The organism is Pseudomonas sp. AC070 (assembly GCF_979258635.1).
The window spans coordinates 3,524,577-3,545,287 of the sequence record NZ_OZ409871.1 but is presented as its reverse complement, the minus strand read 5'-3'; the positions used below and the strand labels follow the sequence as shown (position 1 = coordinate 3,545,287).

Below are 20,711 nucleotides of genomic sequence, written 5' to 3'. Positions count from 1 at the left end.
TGATGGGTGGGTTATTGCGCGGGAATGTCGCTGTGGTCCACGTCCACTGTGTGCCTTTTGGTCAGAATCTTTTGCGGTTTTTGCCGGCTCATCCGTCTTGTTAATAAGGCGCCACATTTTTCCACGAGCGCCGGGGTCAAGGAGTTGCACATGAAACGAGTGAACAGACCGAACGAGGGCAGGGTGGCTCTGGCAATGGCGAGTGGGTACGACGTAGCGATGTCATTCAGCAAACGCGAGGTTCAACCATGAACCAGCCTCAACTGGCACGGCTGGCTAGCCTGCCTGCCCAGCACAGCAACCAGCGCTTCAAACGCATCCTCGGCGCCGCCGGCCTGAAATGCAGTCAGCCGCGCTTGAAGATTCTTGACGTGCTGTGTGAATGCAGCGAACAAGGCCAGGCCCTGACGCTGCAAGAAATTCACGCGCGGTTGATTGATGCCCACGTGCCCATTTCCCAACTCTGCCTAAGCCAGGCGCTGCGCCGCATGTGGCAAGGCGGACTGGTATGGCGCAACGACGCGCAGGGGTATGCGCTGGTGGCAGATGCGTTGGATATGGCGGGGCAGCGTAGGGCGGGGTAAGTGAGGATGTTCGTTCCGGCTGCGGCCCCGGTGGTTCCAGGGAATCGAGGCCGCAAACGGCGATTTAACGTTTCCAGGATTCGCCACCAAGGTGGCTCCTACAAACGCCGCAAGACGACAAAACTGGGGGCGCTGTGGGAGCGGCTTTAGCCGCGATTGGTCTGGCCTGCATACCCCATATCCAAACCTTCCCGCCGTCCCGTAGGAGCCAGCTTGCTGGCGAACCCTGCAAACGTCGGACGCCGCGCTGTGCAAGGTTCGCCATAGAGGTGGCTCGTACGAAAGCGGTGAGGTGCGGGTGCAGGCGATAAACCACGCGCAATAAAAAAGGGATGCCATTTGGCATCCCTTTTTCGTACAGCGCTAAATCAGCGCCAAGGCTTAAACGAGCGGTTTGTTCTCGTTCTTGTCTTCTTCTTTCTCGGCGTGCTCAGCGACTTCTTCCTGCGCGGCCGGTAGTGCAGCGCTGGTTTCTTCGGCCTTGCTTTCCTCGACGCTGCTGTCAGCGATTACAGCCGGTTCAGCCACGTGCACGGGAGCAGGCTCGGCCGTGTCGTCTTGCTTGGCTTTCTCTTCTTCAACGGTGTGCTCAACGTCAGCAATGGCGTGGGCAGTTATACCAACGGGCTCAGCGGCAGCCACGGCGTCGACCACCGAAGCGGAGGCTTCCTGAGCTTCCTTGGCCAGACGCTCGGCTTCACGCTGACGGCGACGCACTTCGCGTGGGTCGTTCGGGGCGCGGCCATTGCTGGCGACGATGGGAGCAGCCTCGGCGACCACTTCAGCCACTTCAGCCACCACGGCCACTTCCACGGCTTCAACTACCGGCGCTGGCGCAGGCTCTGCGGGTGCAGGAGCCGCTTCAACGACCGGAGCCGCTTCAACGGTGACTGGCGCTTCGTAAGCAGGCGCTTCGTTGACGCTCGCTTGCACGGTGGTGCTTTCAACGGTGCTGGCTTCTGCCTCAGTCGGTTCAGCGACAGCCGGTTCAGCTACAACCGGTTCAAGCGCAGGCGCTTCAACGGCTGCTTCAACCGCAGGCGCCTCTACCACAGCAACAGGTTCGCTGTGCTCGGTCGCGGCGGTTTGCGGCTCGCTGGCCGGCTCAACGTTTACCGCTTCAGCGGTGTGTTGCTCGGCAACGATTTCGCTAACAGCAACGGCAGCGGCAGCAGCTACGGCGGTGGCAACTTCAGCGGTCGGCGCTTCGGTACGCGGAGCTTCAGCGTTGCCGCTGGCCTCTTCATTACCTTCTTCGCTGCCTTCGATGATGTTGCCGTTGGCATCACGCTGACGCTCACGACGGTTGCTGCGACGACGCTGACCACGGGAACGGCGACGTGGACGGTCACCGCCCTCGGCGTTGTCCTGATCTTCATCGTGCTGCTCATCGGTGTTCAGCAGTTCTTCTTCGGTACCGGCAGCCTCAATGGTTGGGCGCAGTTGGCGTTCTTCACGCGGTGCACGTGGCTGACGCTCTTCGCGCGGTTTGCGCTCAACACGCTCCTCGCTTGGAGTCTCCTGGCCTTGTGCGTCCAGGGGCTCACGCAGTTCGCGTTGTGGGCGATCTTCACGTGGGGCGCGATCTTCACGCGGGGCACGTGGCTCACGTGGTTTGCGTTCTTCACGCGGGGCGCGGGGTGCGCGCTCTTCACGTGGCGCCTGGTCTTCACGCGGTTCACGCGGCTCGCGGGCTTCACGAGGCGCACGTTCTTCACGCGGCTCGCGCGGTGCACGTTCTTCGCGTGGGCCACGGTCTTCGCGCGGCTTGCGCTCTTCGTCACGACGGCCGCCACGGTTGCGGTTCTGCTGACGACCGTTACGACGCTCATCGCTGCGCTGTGGGCGGTCGCCGGTGGTTTTCTTCTCGACAACAACCGGCTTTTCTTCTTCCTTGCCGGCGAACAGGCTAACCAGCGACTTCACCAGGCCACGGAACAGGCTTGGTTCAGCGGCAGGAGCAGGTTGCTCGGTAGCAGCAGGCGTCGGTGCAGCGCGTTGTGGGGTGGCCTTGATGGCGGCTTCCTGGCGAACCAGGGTGCGAGTCGCAGCCGTTTGTGCGACTTCTTCCACTTCGGCGGCAGCCATTTCGTAGCTCGACTGGGACGTCTGAGCTTCAGGGCTGTCGTCACGGATTCGCTGCACTTCGAAGTGCGGCGTTTCCAGGTGGTCGTTCGGCAGAATGACGATGCGGGCACGGGTACGCAGTTCGATTTTGGTAATCGAGTTGCGCTTCTCGTTAAGCAGGAACGCAGCAACCGGAATCGGCACTTGGGCGCGAACTTCGGCGGTGCGGTCTTTCAGGGCTTCTTCTTCGATCAGACGCAGAATCGCCAGAGACAGCGATTCAACGTCACGGATAATGCCCTGACCGTTGCAACGCGGGCAGACGATACCGCTGCCTTCAGCCAGCGAAGGGCGCAGACGCTGACGGGACATTTCCAGCAGACCGAAGCGCGAGATGCGACCCACTTGTACGCGGGCGCGGTCAGCTTCAAGGCTTTCGCGGACTTTCTCTTCCACGGCGCGCTGATTTTTCGCAGGCGACATGTCGATGAAGTCGATCACGATCAGGCCGCCGATATCACGCAGGCGCAGTTGACGTGCGATTTCTTCAGCGGCTTCAAGGTTGGTTTGCAGCGCAGTTTCTTCGATGTCGCTGCCTTTGGTGGCGCGCGCCGAGTTGATGTCGATGGACACCAGGGCTTCGGTCGGATCGATAACGATGGAGCCGCCAGACGGCAACTTCACTTCACGCTGGAACGCGGTTTCAATCTGGCTTTCGATCTGGAAACGGTTGAACAGCGGCACGCTGTCTTCGTACAGCTTGATCTTGCTGGCGTACTGCGGCATCACCTGGCGGATGAAGCTGAGGGCTTCTTCCTGAGCTTCGACGCTGTCGACCAATACTTCGCCGATGTCCTGGCGCAGGTAGTCGCGGATGGCGCGAATGATGACGTTGCTTTCCTGGTAGATCAGGAACGGAGCGGAGCGGTCCAGCGATGCTTCTTTGATCGCGCTCCACAGTTGCAGCAGGTAATCGAGGTCCCACTGCATTTCTTCGCTGCTGCGGCCCAGGCCGGCAGTGCGCACGATCAGGCCCATGTCGCTTGGCGCAACCAGACCGTTCAAGGCTTCACGCAGTTCGTTACGCTCTTCGCCTTCGATGCGGCGCGAGATGCCACCGGCACGCGGGTTGTTCGGCATCAGAACCAGATAACGTCCGGCCAGGCTGATAAACGTAGTGAGGGCGGCGCCCTTGTTACCACGTTCTTCTTTTTCAACTTGAACGATGACTTCCTGACCTTCGCTCAACACTTCTTTAATGTTGACGCGGCCTTCAGGTGCTTTCTTGAAGTATTCGCGGGAAATTTCTTTGAGGGGCAAGAAGCCGTGGCGGTCGGAGCCGAAATCAACAAAAGCGGCTTCAAGGCTGGGTTCGATGCGGGTGATTTTGCCTTTGTAGATGTTGGCCTTTTTCTGCTCACGAGCGCCCGATTCAATATCGAGGTCGTAGAGTTTCTGACCATCTACCAGTGCGACACGCAACTCTTCAGGTTGAGTCGCGTTAATCAGCATTCTTTTCATGTAGTACCGTCGGTTTCCGGGCTGCCGGAAACGGCGTTCGGCACACACGACTCTCAGGGTCGGTGTCAGGGCTCGTCAGAAACGGTTGTAAGTCGTTCCATGTCTAACAACGCCGGCCAACGGGGCCGGGGTGGCGACAGACGTCTCCTGCTTGCTGTTGTGAAACAAGCACTTGGTCAGGAGGAGGAATCAACCATCGGTAGCGGACGAAATAACACGTCTTCTGAAGCTACGCAGTCCGAGGTTGTGCATCTCCACCCTACACGTATCGCTGAAAATCGGGTGCCGCTCGCAGAATCTGCAGCGGGTTGGCATTTACCGCTAACTTCCCCGAGGGCAGTTAGCGCGTCATGGCTCAAGGCGTTATTTCCGGATTATTCGTGGCCCTTTTCAGCCATCGATCTTTGAATATTCCGTGGGACGGCCTTACGTCCAGAATTACGTTGCACACGGGAGGGGCTTGCAAAGGTGGGCAAACATCCGCAACCGGGCCGCTTTTGGCGGCGTTCGGGACTATAGCAGCAATGATTAAGTGCTTCAAATCAATAAAAAATTGTTATGATCGCGGCCATGACAGAACCCACCCCCCCGACCTCCGGCGTCCAGCTGCTCGAGGTTGAACCGGAACTTGCCGGTCAGCGAATCGATAATTTTCTACGCACTCGCCTCAAAGGAGTGCCGAAAACTTTGATTTACCGAATTTTGCGTAAAGGCGAAGTTCGCGTGAATAAAGGAAGGATCAAACCCGAATACAAATTGCAGGCAGGCGACATCGTGCGCGTGCCGCCTTTGCGTTTGTCCGAGCCGGACGAGGAAGTGCCGCTGGCCCAAGGGCTGCTGCAGCGCCTTGAAGCCTCGATTGTGTTCGAAGACAAAGCGCTGATCGTGATTAACAAGCCGGCCGGCATTGCCGTTCACGGCGGCAGTGGCCTGAATTACGGGGTGATTGAAGCCTTCCGCCAACTGCGCCCCGATTGCAAAGATCTTGAACTGGTGCACCGTCTGGATCGTGACACCTCCGGTCTGCTGATGATCGCCAAGAAGCGCAGCATGCTGCGCCATCTGCACGAAGCGCTGCGCAAAGACGGCGTCGACAAGCGTTATATGGCACTGGTGCGCGGGCATTGGGCGACGGCGAAGAAGCAAGTCAACGCGCCGCTGCTTAAAAGCAATCTGCGTTCGGGTGAGCGCATGGTGGAAATCAACGAAGAGGGCAAAGAAGCGCTGACACTGTTCCGCGTGCTGCGCCGCTTCGGCGAATTCGCCACCTTGGTCGAAGCCAAGCCGGTAACCGGCCGCACCCATCAGATTCGTGTGCACGCCAAACATGCGGGGCACTGCATCGCCGGGGATTCCAAGTACGGGGACGATGATTTCACCCGCGAGATCCGCGAGTTGGGTGGGAAACGTCTGTTCTTGCATGCCTATGAATTGAACGTGCCGCTGCCTGAGGGCGGCGTGTTGAAGCTTGAAGCGCCGGTTGACGATATGTGGCGCAAAACCGTGGAGCGTTTGAGTGTCTGATTACCAGCTGCTGATCTTCGACTGGGACGGCACTCTGGTTAATTCCATCGGTCGTATCGTGGCGGCGCTGCACCAGGCGGCTCGCGAATGTGATTTGCCGCCGCGCAGCGACACCGAGTTGAAGGCCATCATTGGCTTGGGCTTGCCCGAAGTGGTGGTGGCGCTGTATCCCGATTTGCACGATGCAGAGTTGGCCCAGCGCTATTGCCGCTCTTATAGCGAGCACTATCTGAAACTTGAATCGACTCCGTCTGCGCTGTTTCCCGGCGTGGCTGAGGCGATGACGGCATTTCGTGCGGCCGGTTATCAACTGGCGGTGGCGACAGGGAAGGGGCGGCACGGGCTTAATCGTGTGCTGGCGGATCAGGGTTGGAGTGAGTTTTTCGACATCACTCGCTGCGCTGACGAAGCCGCGAGCAAGCCGGAGCCGCTGATGCTGGAACAGATTCTCGCGTTTTGCGGCGTGCCACCGGAGCGCGCCTTGATGGTCGGCGATTCGGTTTTTGACCTGGAAATGGCGCGCCGGGCTGGCATGGATTCGGTGGCTGTTGGATACGGTGCGCAAACGCTGGAAACGCTGGGCCAGTGTGGTCCGCGACTGAAGATCGAACATTTTTCCGAGCTGCGCGCCTGGTTGGATTCGCGCGACGCTCGACCAACGCTAGGGACGAGTGAATATGTCGAACGAGTTGAATGACGACAAAAGCTGGAAGTTGCTGGAGAAAACCCTGCTCGCCAGCGTGCAGGAACAGCGTCGGGCTCGGCGCTGGGGCATTTTCTTCAAGGCCCTGACCTTTATTTATCTGTTTGGCGCCCTGGCGCTGTTTTCGCCGGCGCTGAATTTTTCCAAAAGCGGCGGCTCGCGCAGCGCGGCTCATACCGCAGTTATTGAAATTCGCGGGATGATTGCCGACCAAGAAGCGGCCAGCGCCGACAACATTGTCGGAAGCCTGCGCTCTGCCTTTGAAGATGCGAATACCAAGGGCATCGTCCTGCGTATCAACAGCCCAGGCGGCAGCCCGGTGCAGTCCGGTTATGTGTATGACGAAATTCGCCGCCTGCGCGGTGAGCATCCGAACATCAAGGTGTATGCCGTAATCGCTGACTTGGGCGCTTCCGGTGCGTATTACATAGCCAGCGCCGCTGACGCGATTTATGCCGATAAGTCCAGCCTGGTGGGCTCGATTGGGGTGACGGCGGCGACGTTCGGCTTTGTTGGCACCATGGAGAAGCTCGGCGTTGATCGCCGTGTTTACACCTCTGGCGAGCACAAGGCATTTCTCGATCCGTTCCAGCCCCAGAAGCCGCAGGAAACCGAGTTTTGGCAAGGTGTGCTGACCACCACTCACAAGCAATTCATCGCTGCCGTTAAGCAGGGTCGTGGCGACCGCTTGAAAGATGCGGAGCACCCGGAGCTGTTTTCAGGCTTGATCTGGACCGGCGAGCAAGCGGTGCAACTGGGTTTGGTTGATGGCCTGGGCAATACCAGTTCGGTAGCGCGTGACGTGATCGGCGAGAAAGAATTGGTCGATTACACCGTGCAAGAAACGCCGTTCGACCGCTTCGCCAAGAAGCTGGGCGCCAGTGTGGCGGAACATGCCGCTTTGTGGATGGGCTTCTCCGGACCGACCTTGCGCTGATTGCTAACACTGCTTGCATTAATCGCGGCTGAAACCGCTCCTACAGTGACTTCGGTTTCTGTGGGGGCGGCTTCGGCCGCGATGCGTTTCAGGCTGTATATAAAGGAAGGGCGTTAGGGAATGCTCACGCCTTCCTTCAGCAGCATGTCCACCAGGCGAATCAGCGGTAAACCGATCAGGCTCGTCGCGTCACTGCCTTCGGTGGCGCGGAAAAGGCTAACGCCCAGCCCTTCGGCCTTAAAGCTGCCCGCGCAGTCATAAGGCTGTTCCGCTTCCAGGTAGCGGGTAATGCATTCGTCGTCGAGCTGGCGAAAGTGCACCGTGAACGGTACGTGTTCGACCTGGCAGACACCGGTTGCGCTATTGAACAGCGCAAGTCCGGTAAGAAATGTGACGCTCTCGCCGCTGGCGTTGCTGAGCTGGCGATGGGCGCGAGCGAAGTCGTGGGGTTTGCCGAGCACTTCATTACCTAGCGCCGCCACTTGGTCTGAACCGATGATCAAATGGTTCGGGTAGCGCTCGGCAAGCGCCCGGGCTTTTTGTTCGGCCAGGCGTAGCACGAGCGCGTGGGGCGTTTCGTCGGGAAGGCGTGTTTCGTCGATATCCGGACTCGCGCACGCGAAGGGTAGGCGAAGGCGAGACAAGAGCTCGCGGCGGTAGGCAGAGCTTGAGGCAAGCAGCAGGGGAAGCATGGCTATTCCTTTGTTATCGCTGCGATTCTAACCAGCCAACTCCGCAGCGCCCAGGCTGAATTTCCCTTTGACAGAGCAGGGGTGCATCCCTAGAATGCTGCGCCTATGTTGAATGGCCCGATTCCTCCTCACGTTGATCCGCGCAAACTTGCAGATCGTGGTGCCACCCTTGAAGGTGAGTTGCCGCTAGCCAGTTTGCAGCGTCTCTGCGATCCGCTTTCCGACGATGTCGGTGTCGTCCGTGCGAAGTTTGTTTTCGAACGCGATGAGCGCAGATCGCCAGTGATGCATAGCTCGATCTACGTTGAGGTCAAGATGGTTTGTCAGCGTTGTCTGGAGCTGGTCGCCCTGCCTATACACAGCGAGTGCAGTTACGCTGTGGTGAAAGAAGGTGGGAATACCCAGTCTGTGCCGCAAGGCTACGACGTGCTGGAATTGGGTGAGGATCCATTGGATCTGCCGGCGTTGATCGAGGAGGAGCTGTTGCTCGCCTTGCCCATCGTCCCTATGCATGATCCAGAAGATTGCCAGCAACCGGCAGGCCTTGAAGAGCCTGAACCGAGCGAGGACGAGGTATCGCGGTCCAACCCGTTCAGTGTATTGGCACAGTTAAAGCGTGACCCAAACGTTTAGGAGTTATTAATTATGGCTGTTCAGCAGAACAAAAAATCCCGCTCCGCACGCGACATGCGTCGTTCGCACGACGCTCTCGATGCTGCAACTCTGTCCGTAGAGAAAAGCACCGGTGAAGTTCACCTGCGTCACCACGTATCGCCAGAAGGCGTATACCGTGGCCGTAAAGTGATCGACAAGGGCGCTGACGAGTAATCCTTGTCCGCTCCGATCATCGCGATTGACGCAATGGGTGGGGACTTCGGTCCCCACAGCATTGTTCCAGCCTGCATTGCCTGCTTGGCTGAATTCCCCTCGTTACACCTGGTCCTCGTCGGCCAAACTTCCTTACTGAATGAACTCATCGCACGCCATCCCGGTGTCGATCACGCTCGTCTGCACCTTGAGCAGGCCAGCGAGGTCATCGCGATGGATGATCGTCCTGCCCAGGCGTTGCGCAGCAAGCCTGACTCTTCAATGCGCGTGGCGCTGGAGTTGGTGCGAGACGGCCGCGCGCAGGCGTGTGTCAGTGCGGGCAATACCGGCGCGCTGATGGCGCTGTCCCGTTATTTATTGAAGACGCTGCCTGGCATTGATCGCCCGGCGATGATGACGGCTATCCCAACCCAGCGCGGCCATTGCCAGTTGCTGGATTTGGGCGCAAACGTTGATTGCAGTGCCGAACATCTCTACCAATTTGCGGTGATGGGCGCTGTTGCGGCTGAAGCCCTGGGCGTTAAGCGTCCACGTATCGCGCTGCTGAACGTGGGCACTGAAGACGTTAAGGGCAATCAGCAGGTCAAGCTGGCGGCGAGTCTGTTGCAGCCGGTCGGCGAGTTGAATTACATCGGTTTTATCGAAGGCGACGGCCTGTATCGTGGCGAGGCCGACGTGGTGGTGTGCGACGGTTTTGTCGGCAATATTTTGCTGAAATCCAGCGAGGGGCTGGCGTCGATGATTTCGGCGCGGATGGAGGCGCTGTTCAAACAGAACCTCGGTTCTCGGCTGATTGGAACGCTCGCCATGCCTGTGCTTAAGCGTTTACAGGGCGAGCTGGCGCCCGCGCGGCATAATGGCGCCAGTTTTCTCGGCTTGCAGGCCATCGTGGTGAAAAGCCATGGCGCCGCGGGGCCTGAAGGGTTCGAAAACGCCATTCGCCGTGCGGTCATGGAAGTGCGCGAAGATTTACCCCAGCGCCTGCATGGGCGTCTCGAACATCTGTTGTTGTAATGCGTAACCGCCGATGTGACTGCATTCGGTGGCCTGTCATCCAACTGTCAGTTTGTTAGGCACGACTGGCTCGTGCGTAATTCTCCCGACGATAAGACCATTAGGGACCGTTCACATGTCTGCATCCCTCGCATTCGTCTTCCCAGGCCAAGGCTCACAGTCTCTGGGAATGCTGGCCGAGCATGGCGCACAGCAACCGCTGGTGCTTGATACCTTTGCCGAAGCTTCTGAAGCGTTAGGCTATGACCTCTGGGCGCTGACCCAGACCGGTCCGGAAGAAAACCTTAATCAAACCGACAAAACCCAGCCCGCCATTCTGGCCGCTTCGGTCGCGCTGTGGCGTGTCTGGTTGGCCGAATCCGGCGCGCGTCCGGCATTTGTAGCCGGCCACAGCCTGGGCGAGTACTCGGCGCTGGTCGCCGCTGGCAGCCTGGAATTTGCTGATGCGGTGAAACTGGTCGAGCGTCGTGGCCAACTGATGCAGAAAGCAGTCCCGGCCGGGCAGGGTGGCATGGCTGCGATTCTTGGGCTGGAAGATGCCGACGTGTTGGCCGCGTGCGCTGAAGCAGCGCAGGGCGATGTGGTCAGCGCGGTGAATTTCAATGCGCCGGGTCAGGTGGTAATTGCCGGTTCGGCGGCAGCGGTTGAGCGCGCTATCGAGGCGTGCAAAGCCCGTGGCGCCAAGCGCGCAATGCCACTGCCGGTCAGCGTGCCGTCGCACTGCGCGTTAATGCGTCCGGCCGCCGAGCAGTTTGCCGAGTCGGTAACCGCCATCGCCTGGAAAGCCCCGCAAATCGCCCTGGTGCAAAACGTCAGCGCGGCCGTGGTCGACGACCTCGACGTGCTCAAACGCGACTTGCTCGCCCAGCTGTACAACCCGGTTCGTTGGGTTGAATCCATCGTGCGGCTGTCCGAAGCGGGCGTGACCCATCTGGTCGAATGCGGTCCTGGCAGAGTGCTGTCAGGCTTGAACAAGCGCTGCGTCAAAGGCATCAACACCTACAATCTCGACACCCCAGACGCCTACGCCGCCACTCGTGCGGCGCTGGCCTGATTAGGAGAAGCTTCCATGAGTCTGCAAGGAAAGGTCGCGCTGGTCACCGGCGCCAGTCGTGGTATTGGGCAGGCCATCGCCCTTGAATTGGGCCGTCAGGGCGCAACAGTGGTGGGTACCGCTACGTCTGAATCGGGTGCTGAAAAAATCACCGCGTACTTCAAGGCGAACAACATTGAGGGCGCTGGCCTGATGCTGGACGTCGGAAGTGACGAGTCCGTAACCAGTGTGTTGAACGCCATTTCGAAGCAGTTCGGCGCACCGCTCATCGTTGTTAACAATGCTGGCATCACCCGCGACAACCTGATGCTGCGCATGAAAGACGAAGAATGGCACGACGTCATCAACACCAATCTCAGCAGTTTGTACCGCGTCACTAAAGCGGTGCTGCGCGGTATGACCAAGGCGCGTTGGGGCAGAATTATCAATATCGGTTCGGTGGTGGGCGCCATGGGCAACGCCGGGCAGGTAAACTACGCGGCAGCCAAGGCCGGGCTGGAAGGTTTCAGCCGGGCCCTGGCGCGTGAAGTAGGCTCGCGGGCGATTACCGTTAACTCGGTTGCGCCAGGCTTTATCGACACCGATATGACCCGCGAGCTGCCCGAAGCACAGCGTGAAGCGCTTCAGGCACAGATTCCGCTGGGCCGTTTGGGCCAGGCCGAAGAGATCGCTAACGTGGTTTCTTTCCTGGCTTCCGATGGTGCAGCTTACGTGACCGGGGCTACTATTCCCGTGAATGGCGGAATGTATATGAGTTGAATGTGACGCCGCCCTGCGGAAAACTGTCATACGACCTGTCTAAAATCCGTTATAAAGATGCAACTGGCTTATAGACATATCGTTGGAGTGATCCAGAAGGGCTACGGCATTCAGCTTGAAATGCGCAAAACCCTTTCTATACACTTACACACAGACCAGCTGCCTGGATTTGTTCATTAGGAGTGAAAACAAGGTATGAGCACCATCGAAGAACGCGTCAAGAAAATCGTTGCCGAGCAACTTGGCGTCAAGGAAGAGGAAGTGACCATCAGCGCTTCCTTCGTCGAGGACCTGGGTGCCGACTCTCTTGACACCGTTGAACTGGTGATGGCTCTGGAAGAGGAATTCGAAACCGAAATCCCGGACGAGCAAGCCGAAAAAATCACCACCGTTCAGGAAGCTATCGATTACGTTACCGCTCACGCGTAATAACCCGTAATCGTCGACTCCCGACCTGGAAAAGCCGCACTGCCCACAAGGCGTGCGGTTTTTTCTTTAAGCGTCCGTCGGACGCTGAGTAAACGCATAAGAGGAGATTGCTGTGTCGCGTAGACGCGTCGTGGTCACCGGTATGGGCATGTTGTCGCCCCTGGGTACCGATGTTCCAAGCAGCTGGCAGGGCATTTTGGCCGGCCAAAGCGGTATTGGCCTGATTGAGCACACGGACCTTTCCGCCTTTTCCACCCGTATCGGTGGTTCGGTGAAAGGCTTCAACGTCGAGGAATACCTCTCGGCCAAAGACGCTCGCAAAATTGACCTGTTCATTCAGTACGGGCTCGCCGCCAGCTTTCAAGCGGTGCGTGATGCCGGGCTGGAAGTCACCGACGCCAACCGTGAACGCATCGGCGTAGCCATGGGTTCAGGCATTGGCGGCCTGACCAACATTGAAAACAACTGCAAAGCCCTGTTCGACCAAGGCCCGCGGCGTATCTCGCCGTTTTTTGTGCCGGGTTCGATCATCAATATGATTTCCGGCTTCCTGTCGATCCACCTGGGTTTGCAGGGGCCGAATTACGCCATCGCCACGGCCTGTACCACCGGTACGCATTGCATCGGCATGGCGGCGCGCAACATTGCCTACGGCGAAGCCGACGTAATGATTGCTGGCGGCGCTGAAATGGCGGCCTGCGGTTTGGGTATCGGCGGTTTTGCCGCAGCGCGGGCGATGTCGACCCGCAACGACGACCCCACTCGCGCCAGCCGTCCGTGGGACAAAGGCCGTGACGGTTTCGTGCTCGCCGACGGCGCCGGCGCTCTGGTGCTTGAAGAATTGGAACACGCCAAGGCACGTGGCGCGCATATCTACGCCGAGCTGATCGGCTTCGGCATGAGCGGCGACGCGTACCACATGACCTCGCCGCCCGAAGACGGCGCCGGTGCCATGCGTTGCATCCGCAATGCCCTGCGCGATGCCAATGTCAATGCCGACCAAGTGCAATACATCAACGCCCACGGCACCTCGACGCCTACGGGCGACTTGGCTGAAGCCCAAGCGGTTAAAACCGTTTTTGGTGATCACGCGTACAAGCTGGCGGTGAGCTCGACCAAATCGATGACCGGTCACCTGCTTGGTGCTGCCGGTGCTGTCGAGGCAATCTTCAGCGTGCTGGCTATCCGCGATCAGGTCGCGCCGCCGACTATCAACCTGGAAGAGCCGGACGAAGGCTGTGACCTCGACTTCGTTGCCAACGAAGCGCGTCAGATGCCCATCGATATCGTCGTGTCCAACTCGTTCGGCTTTGGCGGCACTAACGGCTCTCTGGTGTTTCGTCGGTTCGCCGAGTGATGTTGAGCTGGGTCGATGGTCGACCAGCACAGGCCGCTTCCGTTACGGATCGCGGCCTTGCTTATGGCGACGGCCTGTTCGAAACCATCGGCATCAAACGCGGCAGCCCGCATTTGCTTGAGCGCCATCTGGCGCGACTCGCCGATGGCTGCACGCGCTTGTCCATTCCCGCTGACCTTGCGCACATTCGTAGCGAGTTGCTGGCCTTCTCGGCCGAAGTGGGCGAGGGCGTGGCCAAGCTCATCGTCACTCGCGGCGATGGGTTGCGTGGCTACGCGGCGCCAACGAATGCTACGGCGCGACGCATTCTGCTGGCGTCTACTTTTCCTGCGTATCCGGCCGTCAACGCTGAGCAGGGCATTCGCTTGTTCCCGTGCGTCACCCGCTTGGCCGAGCAGCCGCTATTGGCCGGCCTCAAACACCTCAATCGGCTTGAGCAGGTGCTGGCGCGATCCGAATGGCAAGACAGCGAGCACGCTGAAGGCCTGATGCTGGATGCGTCCGGCCGCGTGATCGAAGGCGTTTACAGCAACCTGTTTATTGTTCGCGACGGCATGCTGGTCACGCCCGAGCTAAGCCGCTGCGGCGTCGCCGGGGTCATGCGTGCTGAGCTGTTGGCGCGCGCCGAAGACCTCGGTCTTCAGGTTGCCATCGAGGCGGTCAGCAGGGCGCAGTTACTGGCGGCCGACGAGGTGTTCGTCTGCAATAGTCTCTACGGCGTTTGGCCGGTGCGCGCGCTGCAAGCGCATCGCTGGCCCGTTGGACCGCTCACCCGTAAACTGCAAAGCCTTGCCCGCGACCTACTGGACTGCTAATTCGTGATTCGAAAATTACTGCTGCTATTGGAAGGCGGAGTGCTGCTGGCTGGCCTGTTGCTGGCGTTCTTCGTCTGGCAGCAAAACAGCGCGCTGAAGCAGACGCTGAACGTTCCAGCGGGTTACGTGATGGAAGTACCTGCCGGCGCGACGCCGGGCGGCGTGCTCAATCGTTTGGAAAGCGAAGGGGTGCTCGAAGGCGCCTTCTGGCTGCGCCTTTACTGGCGCTTCAACCTCTCTGGGCAAGCGCTGCATAGCGGCGAATACCAGCTCAACCCAGGCGCCACCGCGAAAGACATGCTGACCCTCTGGCAGCGTGGCGACGTCGTGCAGTACAGCCTAACGCTGGTGGAAGGCTGGAATTTCCGCCAGGTGCGCGCGGCGCTGGCCAAGCAAGTCAAACTGGAACAGACCATCACCGGGCTTACGGACGCGCAAGTTATGGAGCGCATCGGTCAACCTGGCGTTTTCCCCGAAGGGCGATTCTTTCCCGATACCTACCGTTACGTGCGTGGCATGAGCGATACCGACCTGCTCAAGCAAGCCTTCGCGCGGCTGGCCGCTGTGTTGGATGAAGAGTGGAAACAGCGCGACACCAACGCCGACCTGCCCTATAAAGACGCGTACGACGCGCTGATCATGGCCTCGATGATAGAGAAGGAAACCGGCGTGCCGCAAGAGCGCGGGCAGATTGCCGGCGTGTTCGTTCGTCGTCTGCAACAAGGGATGCAGTTGCAGACCGATCCCACCGTTATTTACGGCTTGGGTGAGCGTTACACCGGCAAATTAACCCGCGCCCATCTGCGTGAGGCTACGCCTTACAACACTTACGTGATCGCCGGTATGCCGCCCACGCCGATCGCCATGGTCGGCCGCGAAGCCATCCATGCCGCGCTGCATCCGGTCGACGGCAAGAGCCTGTATTTTGTCGCTCGTGGCGATGGCAGCCATGTATTCTCCGACGACCTCGACAACCACAACCGAGCGGTGCGCGAGTTTCAGCTCAAGCGACGCGCCGACTACCGCTCCAGCCCCGCGCCCGCGCCGGCTGTGCAATAGCTATTGAAAGGACCACCCGTGACTGGCCTGTTTATTACCCTGGAAGGCCCGGAAGGCGCCGGCAAAAGCACCAACCGCGAGTACCTGGCCGAGCACCTGCGGGCCGCCGGCCTTGATGTGGTTCTCAGCCGCGAGCCTGGCGGCACACCACTTGCCGAACGTATTCGTGAATTGCTGTTGGCGCCTAGCGATGAGCCGATGGCGGCCGACACCGAGCTGCTGCTGGTGTTTGCCGCACGCGCTCAGCATTTGGCTCAGGTTATTCGCCCGGCACTTAAACGGGGTGCCGTAGTGCTTTGTGACCGTTTCACCGATGCGACCTACGCCTATCAGGGCGGTGGTCGTGGCCTTTCGCAGGATCGTATCGCCGAGCTTGAGCGCTTCGTTCAGGGCGATTTACGGCCTGATCTGACGCTGATTTTTGACCTGCCCGTGGAAGTCGGTTTGGCCCGGGCCAGCGCACGTGGACGCCTGGACCGCTTCGAACAAGAAGGCCGAACCTTCTTCGACGCCGTTCGCCATGCCTACCTGGAGCGCGCCGCCGCGCACCCGCAGCGTTACCGCGTGGTGGATGCCGCCCAGTCGCTGAGCGACGTGCAGGTAGCGCTGGATCAGCTGTTGCCCGAGTTACTGGAGCGCGCCCGTGGCTGACGTGTTTCCTTGGCAAACGAGTCTCTGGCAAACCCTGGCGGGCCGCGCCCAGCATGCCCATGCTTATCTGCTGCATGGTCCAGCCGGAATCGGTAAGCGCGCGCTAGCGGAAAATCTGATGGCGGCGCTGCTGTGTCGCAACCTGGAAAATCTGCGGGCGTGCGGCCAGTGCAAATCGTGCCTGTTGCTGGCGGCCGGTACGCACCCCGACAATTTTATTCTTGAGCCAGAAGAGGCCGACAAAGCCATCAAGGTCGACCAAGTGCGTGAGCTGGTTGGCTTCGTGGTGCAGACCTCGCAGATGGGTGGCCGCAAGGTTGTGCTGGTTGAACCGGCCGAGTCGATGAACTTGAACGCCGCCAACGCATTGCTTAAAAGCCTGGAAGAGCCTTCTGGCGATACGGTGCTGTTGCTGGTGTGCCATCAGCCGAGCCGTTTGCTGCCAACGGTGAAAAGCCGCTGCGTGCAGCAAGCCTGCCCGTTGCCTAGCGAGGCGCAGAGCCTGGCGTGGTTGGCGGACGCATTGCCCGATTGCAGCGCCGAGGAGCGCGTCGAACTGCTGACCTTGGCCGCCGGCTCGCCGTTGAACGCGGTCAAGTTGAATGCCCAAGGTGTTCGCGAGCAACGTGCCCAGGTCGTCGACGGCGTGAAGAAACTTTTGAAGCAGCAGGTGGCAGCAAGCCAATTGGCCGAAGGCTGGAACAGCATTCCGCTGCTGCAATTGTTCGACTGGTTTTGCGAATGGACGCAACTGGCGCTGCGTTACCAGCTCACCAAAGACGAAGACGGTTTGGGTTTGGCCGATATGCGCAAGGTGGTGCAGTACCTGGCGGACAAGTCGGGGCAGGCCAAGGTGCTGGCGATTCAGGAGTGGCTGCTGGCGCAGCGGCAGAAAGTGTTGGGCAAAGCCAACTTGAATCGCGTTTTGCTACTCGAAGCACTGCTTGTGCAGTGGGCAAGCCTGCCCGGACAAGGCTAGAATCAGCCCTTGAATCAGTAAGCTAGGAATGCAGCATGAGCATGCCACCGAATCTCGGCCCGCGTAACGGAATCCTGTCCCTGACCATCAAGGACAAGTCCGTGCTCTATGCCGCGTACATGCCCTTTATCAAAAACGGCGGTCTGTTCATTCCCACGAACAAAAGCTACAAGCTGGGCGACGAAGTTTTCATGTTGCTCAACCTGATGGACGAACCGGAAAAAATTCCGGTCGCCGGCAAAGTCGTATGGATTACCCCCAAAGGCGCCCAAGGCAACCGTGCCGCTGGCGTCGGCGTGCAGTTCAACGACGGTGATAACACCGCCCGCAACAAAATCGAAACCTACCTCGCGGGCGCGCTGACCTCTGACCGCCCGACCCACACGATGTAAGCCCCGCTACGCATGTTGGTAGATTCCCACTGTCACCTTGACCGCCTCGACCTCGCCGTTCACGGCGGCTCGCTCGATGCTGCACTGGATGCCGCGCGGGCGCGGGGCGTTGGTCATTTCCTGTGCATCGGCGTCAGCGCCGATAACGCCGCCGCCGTAAAAGGTTTGGCCGAGCGCTACGCGGACGTCGACTGCTCCGTTGGCGTGCACCCGCTGGACCTCGAACCGGGCGCCGCGCCCGCGCTGGACTGGCTGCTGAACGAGCTGAACCACCCGCGCGTGGTCGCCATCGGCGAAACCGGCCTCGACTACCACTACGAACCCGAAGCCGCCGAGCTGCAGCGCGAAGCGTTTCGTCTGCACCTTGAAGCCGCAAAAATCACCGGCAAGCCCGTCATCGTCCACACCCGCGAAGCTCGCGCCGATACGCTTGAGCTGCTGCGCGAAGCTTCCTTGTCCACCGCCGGCGTGCTGCACTGCTTCACCGAGGATTGGCCCATGGCCAAGGCCGCGCTCGACCTGGGCTTCTACATCTCCTTGTCCGGCATCGTCACCTTCCGCAACGCCGACGCCTTACGCGAAGTCGCCCGCCAAGTGCCCGCCGACCGCCTGCTCGTCGAAACCGACGCCCCCTACCTCGCCCCAATCCCATATCGCGGCAAACCCAACCTGCCCCAATACGTCCGCGAAGTGGCCGAATTCCTCGCCAATCACCGTGGCGTCGACTACGAAACGTTCGCCCAGCAAACCACCGAAAACTTCAAACGCCTGTTCCCCCTTGCTCACGTAGCAGAGTGATCGGCAGTCACCTCTGAAGTAATCGAGTCACCCGCAAAAGCATCGAGGCTAAAGCCTCTCCCAAAAAAAACCGACAACCTTTGCCATGCCCTTGCCCTGGCCCTTGCCCCCGGCGAGCAAAGCAAAGCCGCCTTTGATCTCGCCTTCGCCTTCGCCTTTGGCGAGCAAAGCAAAGCCGCCCTTGACCTAGCCCTCGCCCTTGGCCAGCGAAGCGAAGCCGCCCTTGATCTCGATCTAGATCTCGCTCTTCATAGCCAAACGCAGATTTCGCTTTTAGAGCGTCGCGAGCGAAGGTATGGCAAGGCGGACTGGGTGGGAGAGAGCGGAGTTGGCATCAAGCCAATGAGCATCTCGCACGCCTAGTCCAACGCAGCCAGACCGAGCGCAGCAGCTATAAAAACCGAAATCAAAAAAAACCCGGACTCTGGGGGATGAATCCGGGTTAAGACCATTAGGAGTAAATCAAGGTACACAGTCCACGGTACCTTGGCTGGCGCGGCACTTGGGGGAGATGCCCACACCAGTAATCATCAGTATTGGCGAACTTTACCGATCTGCCAGTGGCGCAAACCGCCTGCTTAAACATATTTGGAATACCGGCGCCGTTGTTGAGTGCTCAGCCAGCGATTGCCTGCTGCAGCACCGCCAGGGTTTCCTCGATTACCCGCGCTTCGGTGTAAAAGTGCGGCGACAAACGGATGCCTTTGCCGCGCGGGATGCACACCACGTTCTCGGCTTTCAACTTTTGATAAAGCGCCTGGGTGTCATGCCCATCGACGCTGAACGTAATGATGCCAGCCCGCCGCAGCGGATTCAGTGGCGAATGCAGCGTGAGGCCGGGAAGGGCGGTGAGCCCGTCTTGCAGCCATTGCACGCGTTCTTCAATCAAGTCGCCCACGCGGACCATGCTCACTTCCTCCAACAGCGACAGGCTCGCTTCGAGCGCCATGGCGCCGAGCATGTTCGGGCTGCCGCATTCGAAGCGTCTGGCGCTGCGGGCCGGCTCCCAGTCGGTGCGGGTGTAGTCGCCCATGCGCTCGAGCATGTGCCAGCCGTACTCGTGAAGCTTGAGCTGCTCACGCATTTCCGCGCGGCAGTAGAAAACCCCCAAGCCTTCAGGACCGAGCAGCCATTTGTGCCCATCGGCCATGGCGAAGTCGCATTGATTGGCTTGTACGTCAAAGGGCTGCGCGCCCAATTGCTGGATGGCATCCACACAAAACAGCACGCCGCGCTGGCGGCAGCCATGGCCGAGCTTGGTTAAATCCAGGCGCAGGCCGCTGGCAAATTGCACGGCGCTTATGGCCATCAAACGTGTTTTCGGGCCGCAGGCGTTGAGCAGGTTCTGTTCGGGATCAAGACCACTGAGGCTTACTTGCACCACCTCGACGCCCAGCGGTGCCAAGGCCTCCCAGACCACGCGGTTGGACGGGAATTCTTCATCGCTGATGATGATTTGCTCGCCAGGCTGCCAGTCCAGACCGAACGCCACAAACGACAACGCCTCCGAGGTATTTTTCACCAGCGCCACGTCGTCGGTGGACGGCGCGTTAAGCAGGCGCATAAAGCGTTCCCGCAGACGCTGTTCAATATTCATCCAGTCTGCGTAGTCGCGCGCCCCCAACAGGACGTTCTGTTCAGCGAACTGCGCAACTGCCTGCGCAGCGCGTCGTGGCCATGGGGCAACGGCGGCGTGATTGAGATAGCGCAAGCCAGGATCTTGCTTAAACTCGTCATGAAAGGCGTACATGGTCTGATGATCCGTGCAATTTGGCACTAAATAGGCATAATACGCGGCTTCGATTTTTGACCTCCGCAGTCTCTTCCTATGCAGAAAGAACCCCGAAAGATCCGTGAATTTCGCCGCCGCGAGCAAGAGATTCTCGATGTCGCGCTGAAACTCTTCCTAGAACAGGGTGAGGATAGCGTCACGGTCGAGATGATCGCCGACGCCGTAGGGATTGGCAAAGGCACTATCTATAAGCACTTCAAATCCAAGGCTGAGGTGTATCTGCGTCTGATGCTCGACTACGAGCGGGATTTGAACGAACTGCTGCACTCGGCCGATGTGGACCGCGACAAGGAAGCGTTGTCCCGCGCCTATTTCGAATTCCGCATGCGCGACCCGCAGCGCTATCGCCTGTTCGACCGCCTGGAAGAGAAAGTGGTCAAGGGCAATCAAGTGCCGGAAATGGTCGAGCAGCTGCATAAAATTCGCGCGTCCAACTTCGAACGCCTGACCTTGCTGATCAAAGGCCGTATCGCCGAAGGCAAGCTGGAAGACGTTCCGCCTTACTTCCATTACTGCGCGGCCTGGGCGCTGGTGCACGGCGCCGTGGCGCTGTACCACTCGCCGTTCTGGAGCAATGTGCTGGAAGACCAGGAAGGCTTCTTCCAATTCCTGATGGACATCGGCGTGCGCATGGGCAACAAGCGCAAGCGCGATGGCGAGCCTCCAGTCATCTGAACCCATTCAGTCAGTCTATTTTCGCCATGCTCCGCATGCAGATCGGCTGACCGCAGGCTTATACTCCGGCCTATTCTTCGC

Annotated in this window: 21 protein-coding genes; 18 read left to right on the top strand and 3 right to left on the bottom strand. The window is 59.5% G+C overall.

Features of this window, described 5'->3' with window-relative positions; all coding sequences use genetic code 11:
- Positions 1-248 precede the first annotated feature (248 nt).
- On the top strand, positions 249-584 hold the full coding sequence (locus ACZZ0Q_RS15905; protein ID WP_463541629.1) for a hypothetical protein: 336 nt from the start codon (positions 249-251) through the stop codon (positions 582-584).
- Between the two features lie 381 nt (positions 585-965).
- Here ACZZ0Q_RS15905 and rne read toward each other — a convergent pair whose 3' ends face one another.
- Positions 966-4,172: a ribonuclease E gene (gene rne / locus ACZZ0Q_RS15900; RefSeq protein ID WP_463541630.1), complete on the bottom strand. Its 3,207-nt coding sequence runs from the start codon at positions 4,170-4,172 to the stop codon at positions 966-968.
- Positions 4,173-4,742: 570 nt separating this feature from the next.
- Between rne and rluC the strand changes: the two genes are divergently transcribed.
- From rluC to ACZZ0Q_RS15885, 3 genes are read left to right on the top strand one after another with little or no spacing between them, the layout of a single operon-like run.
- Positions 4,743-5,696, top strand: a complete 954-nt coding sequence (rluC, locus tag ACZZ0Q_RS15895; RefSeq protein ID WP_463560742.1) for a 23S rRNA pseudouridine(955/2504/2580) synthase RluC — start codon at positions 4,743-4,745, stop codon at positions 5,694-5,696.
- Positions 5,689-6,393, top strand: a complete 705-nt coding sequence (locus tag ACZZ0Q_RS15890; RefSeq protein ID WP_463541631.1) for an HAD-IA family hydrolase — start codon at positions 5,689-5,691, stop codon at positions 6,391-6,393. The genes rluC and ACZZ0Q_RS15890 overlap by 8 nt, the downstream gene beginning before the upstream one ends.
- Positions 6,374-7,336: a S49 family peptidase gene (locus ACZZ0Q_RS15885; protein WP_463541632.1), complete on the top strand. Its 963-nt coding sequence runs from the start codon at positions 6,374-6,376 to the stop codon at positions 7,334-7,336. The genes ACZZ0Q_RS15890 and ACZZ0Q_RS15885 overlap by 20 nt, the downstream gene beginning before the upstream one ends.
- Positions 7,337-7,449: 113 nt before the next feature.
- On the opposite strand, the gene ACZZ0Q_RS15880 is transcribed toward ACZZ0Q_RS15885, so the two are convergent.
- Positions 7,450-8,028 carry a Maf family protein gene (locus tag ACZZ0Q_RS15880; RefSeq protein WP_463541633.1) on the bottom strand — a complete coding sequence of 193 codons (579 nt, stop codon included), beginning with the start codon at positions 8,026-8,028 and terminating at the stop codon, positions 7,450-7,452.
- Positions 8,029-8,133: 105 nt separating this feature from the next.
- Between ACZZ0Q_RS15880 and ACZZ0Q_RS15875 the strand changes: the two genes are divergently transcribed.
- The 13 genes from ACZZ0Q_RS15875 (at position 8,134) to ACZZ0Q_RS15815 (ending at position 18,163) form a co-directional block, all read left to right on the top strand.
- Positions 8,134-8,661, top strand: coding sequence for a YceD family protein (locus tag ACZZ0Q_RS15875; protein ID WP_463541634.1), 528 nt, complete (start codon positions 8,134-8,136; stop codon positions 8,659-8,661).
- A gap of 12 nt (positions 8,662-8,673) precedes the next feature.
- Positions 8,674-8,856, top strand: a complete 183-nt coding sequence (rpmF, locus tag ACZZ0Q_RS15870; protein ID WP_108097406.1) for a 50S ribosomal protein L32 — start codon at positions 8,674-8,676, stop codon at positions 8,854-8,856.
- A 3-nt stretch (positions 8,857-8,859) separates the two neighbouring features.
- On the top strand, positions 8,860-9,870 hold the full coding sequence (gene plsX, locus ACZZ0Q_RS15865) for a phosphate acyltransferase PlsX (protein WP_463541635.1): 1,011 nt from the start codon (positions 8,860-8,862) through the stop codon (positions 9,868-9,870).
- A 115-nt stretch (positions 9,871-9,985) separates the two neighbouring features.
- Positions 9,986-10,924: an ACP S-malonyltransferase gene (fabD, locus tag ACZZ0Q_RS15860; protein ID WP_463541636.1), complete on the top strand. Its 939-nt coding sequence runs from the start codon at positions 9,986-9,988 to the stop codon at positions 10,922-10,924.
- 15 nt (positions 10,925-10,939) lie between these two features.
- Complete coding sequence (gene fabG, locus ACZZ0Q_RS15855; protein ID WP_463541637.1) at positions 10,940-11,683, top strand: 3-oxoacyl-ACP reductase FabG; 744 nt, start codon at positions 10,940-10,942, stop codon at positions 11,681-11,683.
- Between the two features lie 195 nt (positions 11,684-11,878).
- Positions 11,879-12,112 (top strand): acyl carrier protein, encoded by a 234-nt coding sequence (gene acpP, locus ACZZ0Q_RS15850; protein WP_463541638.1) that lies wholly within the window; start codon positions 11,879-11,881, stop codon positions 12,110-12,112.
- 112 nt (positions 12,113-12,224) lie between these two features.
- Positions 12,225-13,469: a beta-ketoacyl-ACP synthase II gene (fabF, locus tag ACZZ0Q_RS15845; RefSeq protein ID WP_463541639.1), complete on the top strand. Its 1,245-nt coding sequence runs from the start codon at positions 12,225-12,227 to the stop codon at positions 13,467-13,469.
- Complete coding sequence (gene pabC / locus ACZZ0Q_RS15840) at positions 13,469-14,284, top strand: aminodeoxychorismate lyase (RefSeq protein ID WP_463542311.1); 816 nt, start codon at positions 13,469-13,471, stop codon at positions 14,282-14,284. Before fabF ends, pabC begins: the two co-directional genes overlap by 1 nt.
- A gap of 3 nt (positions 14,285-14,287) precedes the next feature.
- On the top strand, positions 14,288-15,343 hold the full coding sequence (mltG, locus tag ACZZ0Q_RS15835; RefSeq protein ID WP_463541640.1) for an endolytic transglycosylase MltG: 1,056 nt from the start codon (positions 14,288-14,290) through the stop codon (positions 15,341-15,343).
- 18 nt (positions 15,344-15,361) lie between these two features.
- Positions 15,362-15,994: a dTMP kinase gene (gene tmk / locus ACZZ0Q_RS15830; RefSeq protein ID WP_463541641.1), complete on the top strand. Its 633-nt coding sequence runs from the start codon at positions 15,362-15,364 to the stop codon at positions 15,992-15,994.
- The gene (locus tag ACZZ0Q_RS15825) at positions 15,987-16,973 is read left to right on the top strand and encodes a DNA polymerase III subunit delta' (RefSeq protein ID WP_463541642.1); all 987 of its coding nucleotides are present in this window, start codon (positions 15,987-15,989) and stop codon (positions 16,971-16,973) included. Before tmk ends, ACZZ0Q_RS15825 begins: the two co-directional genes overlap by 8 nt.
- Before the next feature lie 35 nt (positions 16,974-17,008).
- On the top strand, positions 17,009-17,365 hold the full coding sequence (locus tag ACZZ0Q_RS15820; RefSeq protein WP_108097397.1) for a PilZ domain-containing protein: 357 nt from the start codon (positions 17,009-17,011) through the stop codon (positions 17,363-17,365).
- Positions 17,366-17,377: 12 nt separating this feature from the next.
- Positions 17,378-18,163 carry a TatD family hydrolase gene (locus ACZZ0Q_RS15815; RefSeq protein WP_463541643.1) on the top strand — a complete coding sequence of 262 codons (786 nt, stop codon included), beginning with the start codon at positions 17,378-17,380 and terminating at the stop codon, positions 18,161-18,163.
- 616 nt (positions 18,164-18,779) lie between these two features.
- Here ACZZ0Q_RS15815 and ACZZ0Q_RS15810 read toward each other — a convergent pair.
- A complete protein-coding gene (locus ACZZ0Q_RS15810; RefSeq protein ID WP_463541645.1) occupies positions 18,780-19,913 on the bottom strand; it encodes an aminotransferase class V-fold PLP-dependent enzyme in 1,134 nt (377 codons plus the stop codon).
- A 78-nt stretch (positions 19,914-19,991) separates the two neighbouring features.
- Between ACZZ0Q_RS15810 and ACZZ0Q_RS15805 the strand changes: the two genes are divergently transcribed.
- The gene (locus ACZZ0Q_RS15805; protein ID WP_122451389.1) at positions 19,992-20,630 is read left to right on the top strand and encodes a TetR/AcrR family transcriptional regulator; all 639 of its coding nucleotides are present in this window, start codon (positions 19,992-19,994) and stop codon (positions 20,628-20,630) included.
- Positions 20,631-20,711: the final 81 nt, after the last annotated feature.